The following is a 12,252-nucleotide window of genomic DNA, read 5'->3' as shown; positions in this document are numbered from 1 at the left end:
ACCTCACATGGCCAGCAACTGATCCGTGACGGCGGCCAGCCGCTTGCGCACCTCGGGGTCGTACGCCGCCTCGTGCGCCCGCGAGGGACTCGTGCCGTCGAAGTAGCCGCCCGTGCCCAAGTCCCTTGTGGCCAGGGCCAGTACACCCGGGGCGCCGTCGGCCACGGAGTTCCAGGGCGTGATGTCGCTCTCGCGCACCATCGCCGTGTCCATGTACGTCGCCGGGTGCAGCACGTTGACCGAGACGCCGGTACCCGTCAACTCCTCGGCGAGCGTGAAGGTATGGGCGGCCAGGGCGAACTTGCTGCGGCAGTACGCGGAGACACCGCTGTAGCCGCGGGTCAGCTCGGGGTCGTCGAAGTCGAGGGGTTCCTGGCCGGCCGAGCCCACGTTGACGATCCGGGACGGGGCGCCCGCGCGGAGCACCGGCAACAGGGCGCGGGTCAGGGCGACCGGCGCCAAGTAGTTGACCGCCAGCCGCAGTTCATGCCCGTCGACGCTCAGCTCACGCCCCGCACCACGTGAACCCCCGCCCACGCCCGCGTTGTTGATCAGCACGTCGAGCCGGGGATGCGCGGCGGCGACCCGGTCGCCCAGCTCCCGCACCCGCGCCAGCGAGGCCAGGTCGGCGACGAACCCCTCGGCCGTGCCCTCGGCCCTCAGCTCTTCGACGAGCCGGTCGGTGCGGCCCGGGTCACGCCCGTGCGCGAGGACGAGATGCCCGGAGCGGACCAGCTCGAAGGCGAGAAACCGGCCCAGACCGGAGGTGGCACCGGTGATCAGAACAGTGGACATACCGCCAGCCTAGGCACGGCCGGGTGCCGGGCGGGAACGGCTGGGTGCTGTTGCTGAGGCTACGACCGGCAGGGTCACCCTTCTTCTTGCTCTTCTTCCTCTTCGGCCAGGACCCGCTGCGCGGTCGCGAACGCCGAGTTCGCCGCCGGCACCCCGCAGTACACGGCGCTCTGCAGCAGTACGGCGCCGATCTCCTCCGGTGTGAGCCCGTTGCGGCGCGCGGCGCGGACATGCATGGCCAGCTCGTCGTAGTGGCCGTGCGCGATCAGCGCGGTGAGCGTGATCATGCTGCGTTCGCGGCGCGTCAGCGTGGGGTCGGTCCAGATCTCGCCCCACGCGTACCGGGAGATGAAGTCCTGGAAGCGGGCCGTGAACGCTGTCTGCCGGGCCTGCGCCCGGTCCACGTGCTCGTCGCCGAGCACCTCCCGCCGTACCGCCATCCCACGCCTCGCACCCCCGCCCAGGTGGGCGCGGAGCGCGGTGAGGACGGCCTCCGGGCACTGCGCGGGCGCCAGATGGGAGGCGCCCGGGAGCTCCACGAGGGCCGCGCCCGCGACGGCGTCGGCGATCTCCCGCAGATGGGCGGGCGGGGTCGCCGGGTCCTCGCGTCCCGCGATCACCAGCGTCCGTACGCCGATCCCGGACAGCCGCTCGCGCAGGTCGTACGCGGCCAGCGCGTCGCAGCACGCGGCGTACGCGGCCGGGTCGGCGGACCGCTGGTCGGCCACCAGCTCCGGCACGGTGAACCCGGGCGTGAACCAACGGGAGTCGGCGTTCTCGGCCAGCCAGTCCACCCCCTCGCTCCGCACTCGTGCGGCCCGCTCCTCCCACGGCTTAGAGCCGTTGAAGTGCGCCGAGGAACAGATGACGGCGAGCGACGCGATCCGCTCGGGGTGCGTCACCGCGAGGTGCAGGCCGACCGCGCCCCCCAACGACACACCCGCGTAGGCGAATTGATCGACACCGAGCGAGTCGGCGAGTGCGAGCACCAGGTCGGCGAGGTCGGCCACGGTCGCGTCGGGACCGATCAGGTCGGCCGCCGAACCGCCGTGCCCGGGCAGGTTCCAGCGGATCACCCGGTGGGTGAGGGACAGTTCGGGCGCGACCTTGTCCCACAGGGCGTAGGAGGTGCCCAGCGAGGGCCCGAGCAGCAGCGGGGGAGCGGAATCGGGGCCCTCGGTACGGAAGTCGAGCAGTGTCTCGGTCAACGTCGCTCCAGCGCACGGTCGGTGAGGGCTCCGGCGGAACCCGTGTAACGGGCGGGGTCGGTGAGGGCGATGAGATCGAGGTCCTTCAACTCGGGCTCCTCGGCGAGCAGTTCGGCCAGCGTGCGGCCCTCGGCGTACGTCCGCCGGGCGGCCTCGGTGAGCAGTTCCTTGGCGCGGGCCCGCCCGAGCAGCGGTGCCAGGTCGGCCGACAGCCGCTCCGAGACGATCAACCCGTGGGTGAGACCGAGGTGTTCACGCATCGCCTCCGGACGCACCCGCAGTCCCTCGGCCAGCTCGGCGGCGTCGCGCGCCGCACCGCCGACCAGTCGCAGCAGCTCCCGCAACGGTTCCCACTCGGCGTGCCAGGCCCCGGCCGGCCGCTCGTCCTCGGCGACCAGCGAGCCGTACAGGACGGCCGCGAGCTGCGGTGCCCGGCGCGCGGCGGCGGCGATCAGCGTGGACCGTACGGGATTCGCCTTGTGGGGCATGGCGGACGAGCCCCCGCCGCTGCCCTCCGCGACCTCGGCGATCTCGGTGCGGCACAGCACGAGCACATCGGCGGCGGCCTTGCCCAGCGCCCCCGCCGTGAAGGCCAGGCACCCGGCGAGGTCGGCGATCGGGGTACGCAGCGTGTGCCACGGCAACAGCGGTGCCGTCAGGCCGAGTTCGCGGGCGTACGCGTCCGGCAGGGCGAGCGGGTCCTCGGCGCCGTAGGCGGTGAAGGCCGCCAAGGTGCCTGCCGCGCCCCCGAGTTGAGCCGGGAGCCCGTCCCGAACGGCCCGCACCCGGTCCCGTGCGTCGAGCACGAGTGACCGCCATCCGGCGGCCTTCAGCCCGAAGGTCGTCGGTACGGCGTGCTGGGTGAGCGTCCGGCCGGGCAGCGCGGTGTCGCGGTGGTCGGCGGCGAGCCGGGCCAGCGCCTGTTCCGTGCGGGCCAGGTCGCCGAGGACCAGGTCCAGGGTGCGGGCGGCGACCAGCATTGTGGCCGTGTCCATGATGTCCTGGCTGGTCGCACCCCGGTGGACGTAGGGGCCGTACTTCCCGCCGACCGCCTCCGTCAGATCGGCGACCAGCGGGATGACCGGGTTGCCGCCCACGCGGGCGCGTTCGGCGAGCGCGTGGATGTCGAAGCGGCCGGGGTCGGCGGCCTCGGTCACCGCCGTCGCGGCCCCGGCCGGGGCGAGCCCCAGCGCGGCCTGGGCGCGGGTCAGCGCGGCCTCCGCGTCGAGCAGTGCCCGCAGATAGGCGCTGTCGCTCGTCGCGGTCACCGCGGGGGAACCCGTCCAGCCGGGCCCGAGCAGCCCGGCGTCGACGTGGTCACCGGTGTCGTACTCAGATGTCACTGGAACTCCAGGAAGACCGTTTCGCCCTCGCCCTGAAGGCGGATGTCGAAACGGTAGGTCCCCCGGCCCTGGTCGGCGGCGATCAGCGTGTCGCGCCGGTCGCCCACCCGGGTGAGCAGCGGGTCGGCGGCGAGGGCCGCGTCGTCGCCCGGCAGATAGATCCGGGTGAAGAGATGGACCAGCAGCCCGCGCGCGAACACGCACACGCTGAGGTACGGGGCGCTGTTCCCGCGTGCGCCGGGCCGCAGGGTCCGCGCGTACCAGTGGCCGTTGGCGTCGGTCTGGATACGGCCCCAGCCGGTGAACTCCACGCCGTTGCGGCCGAGATAGCCGCCGGTCGCGGGGTCGCGCCGGATCGAACCGTCGACGGTGGACAGGGTGCCGTCGGGGTCGGGCCCCCACAGTTCCACGAACGCGTCCGGCAGCGGATTGCCCTCGCCGTCGTACACGTATCCCTGGACCGTGATCGTGTCCGGGTGGCCCACGGGCGCGATGTCACCGCCGCCGGGGAAGGGCAGCGCGTAGCCGTAGAAGGGGCCGACCGTGTGCGACGGGGTCGGCAGCACCGACTCCGGACGATTGGTGTCGATCTTCGTCATGGCGGGTCAGCGTCCTTCTTCGATCCAGGTGGCGTGCGGGCCGTCGAGCACGATGTCCCAGTGGTAGCCCATCGAGAACTCGGGCACGGACAGGCTGTGGTCGTAGGTCGCGACGAGGCGCTGCCGGGCCGCGTCGTCCGTCACCGACTGGATGATCGGGTCGTAGGGGAACAGCGGATCGCTCGGGAAGTACATCTGCGTCACCAGCCGCTGGGTGAACGCCGTGCCGAACATCGAGAAGTGGATGTGCGCCGGACGCCAGGCGTTGACGTGGTTGCGCCAGGGGTAGGGGCCCGGCTGGATCGTCGTGAAGCGGTAGCGGCCCTCGTCGTCGGTCAACGTGCGGCCCACACCGGTGAAGTTGGGGTCCAGCGGGGCGTCGTGCTGCTCGCGCTGGTGCGCGTAGCGGCCGGCCGAGTTCGCCTGCCAGATCTCCACGAGCTGCCCGCGGACCGGACGCCCGTCGCGGTCCAGCAGCCGCCCGGAGACGGTGATCCGCTCACCGATCGGCTCCCCGTGGTGCTGCCGGGTCAGGTCGTTGTCGATCTCGGTGATGTCCCGTTCGCCGAAGGCGGGGGAGGCGAGTTCCACCAGCTCCGGGTCCTTGGAGACGTCGATGGTGACCGGCGGCTGTTTCGGGTGACGCAGCTGCGAGGAGCGGTACGGGGCGTAGTCGCGGCGCGGGTGGTGCTCGACCGGGGCGCCGTCCGCGACCCGCTTCTCGTACGTCGCGTGCTCGGCCGCTATTTCGAGGTCGATGTCGTGCTGGGTGAGAGCCATGGGGTTCCTACCGTTCGAGGACGAGGGCGAGGCCCTGGCCCACGCCGATGCAGAGGGTGGCGACACCAACTCCTGTTCCCTTGCGGGCGAGTTGGTGGGCGACGGTGCCGGCGAGCCGGGCACCGGAGGCGCCGAGGGGGTGGCCCAGCGCGATGGCGCCGCCCTGGGGGTTGAGGATCGCGGGGTCGAACTCGGGCCATTCGGCGACGCATCCGAGGACCTGGGCGGCGAAGGCCTCGTTCAGTTCGAGGACTGACAGATCGTCAAATCCCTTGCCCGCCTTGGTGAGTGCGCGATCGACGGCTTCGACGGGGGCGAGTCCGAAGTAGTCAGGGTCGATACCGCTGACCCCGGTCGCGGAGATCCGCGCGAGGGGTTCGCGGCCGGTGGCCTTCAGCCCCTCCTCGTCGACCAGGAGCAGTGCTGCGGCACCGTCGTTGAGCGGCGAGGCGTTGCCCGCCGTGACCGTCCCGTGCTCGGTGCGGAACGACGGCTTGAGCCGGGCCATCGCCGAGAGGGAGGCGTCCGGGCGTACGCATTCGTCGGCGCCGAAGGCGACCGGGTCACCCTTGCGCTGCGGGACCGGGACGGGCGCGATCTCGTCGTCGAAGAGACCCGCGGCCTGCGCCTCGGCCGCCTTGCGGTGGCTGGCGAGCGCGAACTCGTCCTGCTGCTCGCGGCCGATCTTGTGCTTGTCGGCGATCAGCTCCGCGCTCTCGCCGAGCGGGACGGTCCACCGCGGGTTCATGGCCGGGTTGGTCATGCGCCAGCCGAGCGTGGTCGAGTACAGCTCGGTGTGCCCGGCGGGGAAGGGCCGGTCCGACTTGGGCAGCACGTACGGGGCGCGGGTCATCGACTCCACTCCGCCCGCAACGGCGATGGAGGCGTCGCCGACCGCGATGGCCCGGGCGGCCTGGATGACGGCTTCGAGCCCGGAGGCGCACAGCCGGTTGACGGTCACGCCCGGCACCGAGGTGGGCAGGCCGGCGAGGAGAGCGGCCATGCGGGCGACGTTGCGGTTCTCCTCGCCGGCGCCGTTGGCGTTGCCGAAGTAGACGTCCTCGATGCGGGCCGGGTCCAACTGGGGCGTGCGGGCGAGGAGTTCACGGAGGGCGTGGGCGGCGAGGTCGTCGGGGCGGACCGAGGCGAGCCCTCCGCTGTGCTTGCCGAACGGGGTGCGGACGGCGTCGACGAGGTAAACCGGGTTCACAGCAGGCCTTCCGTGACGATGAGTTTCGCGTCGGTCCTGGCGACGATCTCCTCGACCGCGACTGAGGGCGCGGTCTCGGTCAGCACCAGACCGTCGGGTGTCACGTCGATCACGCCGAGATCGGTGATGACTCGGTTCACACATGCTTTCCCGGTGAGCGGCAGCACGCATTCCGAGAGGATCTTCGGGGAGCCGTCCTTGGCCACATGGGTCATGACGACGATGACCGTGCGGGCGCCGTGCACGAGGTCCATCGCCCCGCCGATCCCGGTGATCATCTTGCCGGGGACCGCCCAGTTCGCCAGGTCGCCCCCGGCCGACACCTGCATCGCGCCCAGCACGGCGACATCGATGTGACCGCCCCGGATCATCCCGAAGGAGAGCGAGGAGTCGAAGAAGGAGGCGCCCGGCAGGACCGTCACGGTCTCCTTGCCGGCGTTGATCAGATCCGGGTCGACCTGGTCCTCGGTCGGATACGGACCGGTGCCCAGGATGCCGTTCTCCGACTCCAGGATCACCTCCACGCCCGGCGGGAGGTAGTTCGGGATCAGGGTCGGCAGACCGATGCCGAGATTGACGTACTGCCCGTCTTCGAGTTCGAGCGCGGCACGGGCCGCCATCTGCTCGCGTGTCCAGGCCATCAGTTGCTCACCGTCCGCCGCTCGATCCGCTTGTCGGCGGCCTGCTCAGGGGTGAGGGCCACCACCCGCTGTACGAAGATCCCGGGCAGGTGCACCGCGTCCGGGTCGATCTCGCCGGGTTCGACCAGCTCCTCGACCTCGGCGATGGTCACCCTTCCCGCCATCGCCGCGAGGGGGTTGAAGTTCCGGGTGGACTTGTTGAAGACGAGGTTGCCGTGCCGGTCGCCCTTCGCCGCCCGCACCAGCGCGAAGTCCGTGCGGATGCCGTGCTCCAGGACGTACTCGGTGCCGTCGAACTCCCGCACCTCCTTCGGCGGCGAGGCGAGCGAGACGCCGCCGGAGCCGTCGTAGCGCCAGGGCAGTCCGCCCTCGGCGACCTGGGTGCCGACGCCCGCGGGGGTGTAGAACGCGGGGATGCCCGCCCCACCCGCCCGCAGCCGTTCGGCGAGGGTGCCCTGGGGGATCATCTCGACCTCCAGTTCCCCGGCGAGGTACTGGCGGGCGAACTCCTTGTTGGCGCCGATGTAGGAGCCGGTCACCCGCGCGATCCGCCCGGCGGACAGCAGCATCGCCAGACCGGACTCCATCGCCCCGCAGTTGTTGGAGACCACGCCCAGTGCGCCGACCCCGCGCTCGAACAGGGCCTGGATCAGCAAGTTCGGCACCCCGCTCAGCCCGAAGCCGCCGACCGCGAGCGTCGCTCCGTCCGGCACATCGGCCACGGCCTCGTCGGCCGTGGCGACCACCTTGTCCATCCGTGAAGCTCCGTCCCGTCCGAGCGCCCGGTCAGCAGTTCATCAGGGCACTGAGCATTTCGGTGAAGTTTCCTTCACGCTGTCACTGTGCGGACTTCGCGTCAAGACCCGGGAGAACAGTGAGGTCAGCTCGGTACGCAGGGCTGGACTCGGCCGTAGGGCATCCGGGTATCGTTCAGTGCACGGATGAATATGACCTCGGGAGGGCACATGGCCGCGGTGGACCTCACCACCCACCCCGGGCACCTCGCCCGGCGACTGCAGCAGGCGCACTACCTGCTGTGGAACACGATGGTCTCCGAGGAGATCACCTCGCCGCAGTTCGCGGTGCTCAACGCGCTCGCCGACGAGCCCGGGCTGGACCAGCGGACGGTGGGGGAGCGGGTGGGCCTGGACCGGTCGACCATCGCCGAGGTGATCAGCCGGCTGATCCGACGCGGGTTGCTGGACAAGTGTCGCGATCCGCAGGACGGCCGCCGATTTCTGCTGCGCCTGACCGGCGACGGCATGCGCACCCACCGCAAGCTGATCGTGCGCACGGCCAGGATGAACCAGGTCTTCCTGGCCCCGCTCTCCGCCGCCGAACAGACCGTGTTCTTCGACCTCATCCAGCGGGTCGCGGACGCGGCGGAGGGGCTCCGCAACCCCGCGGAACCCCTCGCGGCCCAGCGCTGAACCGTCACCGCTCCACGGTGTCAGGCCTTCGCGAACACCACCCACACCTGGCCCTTCGCGAAGTTGACGGGTGTGCCGTCCGAGGTGGTGAACTCCGTTCCGTCCGTGGCCTTCTGCCGCTTCCAGTCGACGCTGTACGTACGGCCGTCCCGCAGCACGTCCGCCTTCCCGGAGCCGACGGTCACCGTCTCGGGCGTGTTGTTGCCGAGGACGTCGTGGTACACGGACTTGCGGATCCGCACGTACTGCACGACGACCGTCGCCGGGGCCAGCCGCTTGCCGGCGGTGGTCACGGTGGGCGTGCCGTCCTCGGTGACCAGCCAGCGGTGCTTGCCCTCGGACCAGGTGAAGGTGAAGCGGGCCGCCGGATAGCGCACGGTCCGGGAGGCCGTGGGCCTGCCGCCCGAGGGGGCCGCGCCGTAGCGGAAGCCGGTCGTCAGGGCCGCCGAGCCCGGGGCGGCGGAGAGCAGCTTGTCCGGGCGGAGATAGAGGTTGTGCGGGGCCGACTTGTCGACTCCCCGGTAGTAGGCGCCGGACGCCTGCTCGGGCGACGCGGACCGCAGCGGCGCCTTGGCGATCAGCGGGAGGAGTTTGTGCTGCGCCCCGGAGAACGCGAGCGTCGGGTCGTCGAACTGGCGCAGCAGCTCCAGATCGGACACCCGGGCGCTGCGCACCGGCCCGACGGACTTCGGCAGCTTGGTCGCGAACACCGCCATCAGCCGGCTCAGCCCGCCCTCGACCTGCTCGGCGTACACGACGTCCGCGGAGTCCAGGCCGGTCTGCGGGCGGGCCGCGGACACGTTGTCGATCTTCACCGCGAGCACCGGACCGGCGGCGGCGACCGTGCCGCCACCGCTCGGGCTCTGCGTCGGGGACTGGCTCTGTCCCCGTCCGTCGTCGGCGGGGCGGCCGTGATGTGCCGTGCAGCCCACCGCCAGGGAAGCTGTCATCGTGGCGGCCAGCAGCGCCGCTCTTCTCGCGCCGCGACGCCGGGGCGCCCTCTGTCCCATGCCCACCGTTGCCACCAAGTCTGTGTTTTCGATTGTGCTCTTATAAGTTCATTGATGGCCATACCCGATCGGTTGTGATTGTGCGCGTCGAATGGGCCGATCGGCCCACCCGGAGATCCGGAAGAGGTCACTCCGGCGGTCCGAGGATCTCCGCGAGGTCGTAGCGGACCGGTTCCTCCAGCTGTGCGTAGGTGCAGCTCTCGGGCGTCCGGTCCGGGCGCCAGCGGCGGAAGCGCGCCGTGTGCCGGAAGCGCACACCGTTCTCCATGTGGTCGTACGCCACCTCGGCCACCCGCTCCGGAGCGAGCGGCACCCAGGAGAAGTCCTTCTTGTTCGACCAGCGGCTCGGCGCACCCGGCAGCCGGGCCGTCTCGTGGGCCGCCTCCTCCGCCCAGGCCGCCCATGGATGCCCCGACGGGTCGGTCATGCGCAGCGGCTCCAGCTCCTCGATCAGCTCCGCGCGCCGCTTCATGGTGAAGGCGGCGGACACCCCCACGTGCTGCAGGGTGCCCTGCTCGTCGTAGAGGCCGAGGATGAGCGAGCCCACGACGGGTCCGCTCTTGTGGAGGCGGTACCCGGCGACCACCACATCCGCCGTCCGCTCGTGCTTGATCTTGAACATGGCGCGTTCGTCCTGGCGGTAGCGCAGATCCAGCGGCTTGGCCACGACACCGTCGAGCCCGGCCCCCTCGTACTGCTCGAACCAGCGCCGCGCCACCTCGATGTCGGTGGTCGCGGGCGCCAGATGCACGGGCGCGGTCACGTCCGACAGTGCCAGGGCGAGCAGGCCCCGGCGGTCGCCGAGCGGCACGTCCAGCAGTGACTCCTCGGCGAGGGCCAGCAGGTCGAAGGCGACGAAAGAGGCAGGGGTCCGCTCGGCCAGCGTCCGCACCCGTGAGTCGGCCGGGTGGATGCGCTCGGTCAGCGCGTCGAAGTCGAGCCGCCCCTCCCGGGCGATCACGATCTCCCCGTCCAGCACGCAACGCTCCGGCACCCTCTCCTTCAGCGCCTCGACCAGTTCGGGAAAGTACCTGGTCAGCGTCTTTCCGGTACGGCTGCCCAGCTCGACCTGGTCACCGTCGCGGAACACGATCGCCCGGAAGCCGTCCCACTTCGCCTCGTAGTGCATGCCCGGCGGAATCCTCGCCACCGACTTGGCGAGCATCGGCTTCACGGGCGGCATCACCGGCAGATCCATGGTTCCGATTGTGCTCTCGTACGGTGTTTATCGCCCGGTATGCGATGTCTGTACGGCGGGCCTACGGTGGCTCGCATGGGCGAAGCGGTGGAACTGGAGGCGGGCGGCCGGACGGTACGGCTGTCCAGTCCCGACAAGATCTTCTTCCCGGAGCGCGGCTTCACCAAGCTGGACCTCGCCCGGTACTACATCGCGGTCGGCCCCGGAATCCTCCGCGCCCTGCGGAACCGCCCCACCACCCTGGAGCGCTATCCGGACGGCGTCGCGGGCGAGAACTTCTTCCAGAAACGGGCGCCCAAGAACATGCCCGACTGGATCCCGACCGCGCACATCACCTTCCCCAGCGGACGCAGCGCCGACGAGATGTGCCCCACCGAGGAGGCCGCCGTGCTGTGGGCCGCCCAGTACGGCACGCTCACCTTCCACCCCTGGCCCGTTCGCCGCGACGACGTCGACAGCCCCGACGAACTCCGCATCGACCTCGACCCGCAGCCCGGCACCGACTACGACGACGCGGTCCGCGCCGCCCATGAACTCCGTGCCGTACTCGACGAGTTCGGCGGCCTGAAGGGCTTCCCCAAGACCTCCGGCGGCCGCGGCCTGCACGTCTTCGTCCCCATCGAACCCAACTGGACCTTCACCCAGGTCCGCCGCGCGGCCATCGCCGTGGGCCGGGAGCTGGAGCGCCGGATGCCCGACCGGGTGACGATCAAGTGGTGGAAGGAGGAGCGCGGCGAGCGCATCTTCGTCGACTACAACCAGACCGCCCGCGACCGCACCATCGCCTCCGCCTACTCTGTACGGCCCCGCCCGCACGCCCCCGTCTCGGCACCGCTCCGCTGGGACGAGGTCGGCAGCGCGCACCCCCGCGACTTCGACCTCGCGACCATGCCGGCCCGGTTCGCCGAACTCGGCGATGTGCACGCCGACATGGATGACCACCGCTTCTCCCTGGAGGCCCTCCTCGAACTCGCCCGCCGCGACGAACACGACCACGGACTCGGCGATCTGCCGTACCCGCCGGAGTATCCGAAGATGCCGGGGGAGCCGAAGCGGGTGCAGCCGAGCAGGGCGAAGAAGGACCCCGAGGGATCATGAGCGGATGACCCGCCTGCTGACGCGAAGCGACCTCGGTGCCCTGCTGGAACCCTCGGACTGTCTGACCGCGTTGCGTGAGGGCTTCCTCGCCACGGGAGGCGCGGTGGCGATACCGGGCCAACGGGTGCGCACCGACCTGCCGTTCCCCGGTACGGCCACCGCCCTCATCCCCGGCCTGCTGCCCGGCATCGAGGCCTACACGGTGAAGGTCAACGCCAAGTTCCCCGGCGCGCGGCCCGCGTTGAGGGGAGTGATCTGCCTGCACAGCGGTACGGACGGAGAGTTGCTCGCCCTGCTGGACTCGGCGACGGTGACCGCGTGGCGGACCGGACTGGCGGCGGCCCTGGGCACCCACGTCCTGGCGCGCCCGGACCAGGACGCGGTGGTGGGGGTGATCGGCGCCGGGGCGCAGGCCGACCTGATGGTCCGAGGGCTGGGCGCCCTGCGGCCGTGCGCTGAACTCGTCGTCCACGACACGGACTTCGAGCGCGCCGCCGAGTTCGCCGTACGGCACGGCGGCCGGGTGCTGGGATCTGCGACGGAGATCGCCTCGGCCGCCGACATTGTCCTGCTCGCGACCTGGTCCCGCACACAGCTGCTGTCCCTCGCCGACACCAGGGCGGGACAACACCTCACCAGTCTGGGCGCCGACGAGCCCGGCAAGCGGGAGCTCGCCGCCGATCTGCTCGGCGCGGCCCTGGTCGTCGTGGACGACCGCCAACTGGTCGCGTCCGTGGGCGCGTTGGCCCCGACGGACATCGACACCACACTCGGCGACGTCCTGCGCGGCAGCCACCCGGGACGGGCCGACACCACCAGCCGTTCCGTCTACGCCCCCGTCGGACTGCCGTGGCAGGACCTGGCGCTCGCCTGGCTGGCATACCAGCGGGCGGAGCGGGACGGGGTGGGACGGCGGGTGAATCTGCTGGGGTGAGCCGGG

At 71.3% G+C, this 12,252-nt stretch carries 13 protein-coding genes; 3 read left to right on the top strand and 10 right to left on the bottom strand.

Annotated elements, in window-relative coordinates:
* Positions 1-3: 3 nt before the first annotated feature.
* From AB0M63_RS37895 to AB0M63_RS37860, 8 genes are all read right to left on the bottom strand, one after another.
* On the bottom strand, positions 4-795 hold the full coding sequence (locus AB0M63_RS37895; RefSeq protein ID WP_355919705.1) for an SDR family NAD(P)-dependent oxidoreductase: 792 nt from the start codon (positions 793-795) through the stop codon (positions 4-6).
* Positions 796-869: 74 nt separating this feature from the next.
* A complete protein-coding gene (pcaD, locus tag AB0M63_RS37890; RefSeq protein ID WP_355919702.1) occupies positions 870-2,003 on the bottom strand; it encodes a 3-oxoadipate enol-lactonase in 1,134 nt (377 codons plus the stop codon).
* On the bottom strand, positions 2,000-3,346 hold the full coding sequence (pcaB, locus tag AB0M63_RS37885) for a 3-carboxy-cis,cis-muconate cycloisomerase (RefSeq protein WP_366022546.1): 1,347 nt from the start codon (positions 3,344-3,346) through the stop codon (positions 2,000-2,002). Before pcaB ends, pcaD begins: the two co-directional genes overlap by 4 nt.
* Positions 3,343-3,945, bottom strand: a complete 603-nt coding sequence (pcaG, locus tag AB0M63_RS37880) for a protocatechuate 3,4-dioxygenase subunit alpha (RefSeq protein WP_355919697.1) — start codon at positions 3,943-3,945, stop codon at positions 3,343-3,345. The genes pcaB and pcaG overlap by 4 nt, the downstream gene beginning before the upstream one ends.
* 6 nt (positions 3,946-3,951) lie before the next feature.
* Entirely contained in the window at positions 3,952-4,725 is a 774-nt protein-coding gene (gene pcaH / locus AB0M63_RS37875; RefSeq protein WP_366022545.1) for a protocatechuate 3,4-dioxygenase subunit beta, read from the bottom strand.
* 7 nt (positions 4,726-4,732) lie between these two features.
* A complete protein-coding gene (locus AB0M63_RS37870; RefSeq protein WP_366022544.1) occupies positions 4,733-5,935 on the bottom strand; it encodes a thiolase family protein in 1,203 nt (400 codons plus the stop codon).
* Positions 5,932-6,576 (bottom strand): CoA transferase subunit B, encoded by a 645-nt coding sequence (locus tag AB0M63_RS37865; RefSeq protein WP_366022543.1) that lies wholly within the window; start codon positions 6,574-6,576, stop codon positions 5,932-5,934. The genes AB0M63_RS37870 and AB0M63_RS37865 overlap by 4 nt, the downstream gene beginning before the upstream one ends.
* Positions 6,576-7,331 carry a CoA transferase subunit A gene (locus tag AB0M63_RS37860; RefSeq protein WP_366022542.1) on the bottom strand — a complete coding sequence of 252 codons (756 nt, stop codon included), beginning with the start codon at positions 7,329-7,331 and terminating at the stop codon, positions 6,576-6,578. Before AB0M63_RS37860 ends, AB0M63_RS37865 begins: the two co-directional genes overlap by 1 nt.
* A gap of 210 nt (positions 7,332-7,541) precedes the next feature.
* On the opposite strand from AB0M63_RS37860, the gene AB0M63_RS37855 reads away from it, so the two are divergent.
* Positions 7,542-8,006: a MarR family transcriptional regulator gene (locus AB0M63_RS37855; RefSeq protein ID WP_366022541.1), complete on the top strand. Its 465-nt coding sequence runs from the start codon at positions 7,542-7,544 to the stop codon at positions 8,004-8,006.
* Positions 8,007-8,026: 20 nt separating this feature from the next.
* On the opposite strand, the gene AB0M63_RS37850 is transcribed toward AB0M63_RS37855, so the two are convergent.
* On the bottom strand, positions 8,027-9,016 hold the full coding sequence (locus tag AB0M63_RS37850) for a DUF3048 domain-containing protein (RefSeq protein WP_355919680.1): 990 nt from the start codon (positions 9,014-9,016) through the stop codon (positions 8,027-8,029).
* 127 nt (positions 9,017-9,143) lie between these two features.
* The gene (locus tag AB0M63_RS37845; protein WP_355919677.1) at positions 9,144-10,214 is read right to left on the bottom strand and encodes an ATP-dependent DNA ligase; all 1,071 of its coding nucleotides are present in this window, start codon (positions 10,212-10,214) and stop codon (positions 9,144-9,146) included.
* 75 nt (positions 10,215-10,289) lie between these two features.
* Between AB0M63_RS37845 and ligD the strand changes: the two genes are divergently transcribed.
* Together ligD and AB0M63_RS37835 are read left to right on the top strand one after the other, a co-directional pair.
* Positions 10,290-11,312, top strand: a complete 1,023-nt coding sequence (gene ligD, locus AB0M63_RS37840; RefSeq protein WP_355919674.1) for a non-homologous end-joining DNA ligase — start codon at positions 10,290-10,292, stop codon at positions 11,310-11,312.
* A gap of 4 nt (positions 11,313-11,316) precedes the next feature.
* Positions 11,317-12,246 carry an ornithine cyclodeaminase family protein gene (locus tag AB0M63_RS37835; RefSeq protein ID WP_366022540.1) on the top strand — a complete coding sequence of 310 codons (930 nt, stop codon included), beginning with the start codon at positions 11,317-11,319 and terminating at the stop codon, positions 12,244-12,246.
* Positions 12,247-12,252: the final 6 nt, after the last annotated feature.

It is taken from the genome of Streptomyces sp. NPDC051576 (genome assembly GCF_040681835.1).
Taxonomy (GTDB): Bacteria; Actinomycetota; Actinomycetes; order Streptomycetales; family Streptomycetaceae; genus Streptomyces.
The sequence above is the reverse complement of the archived record's forward strand: the minus strand, read 5'-3'. Positions and strand labels throughout refer to the sequence as shown.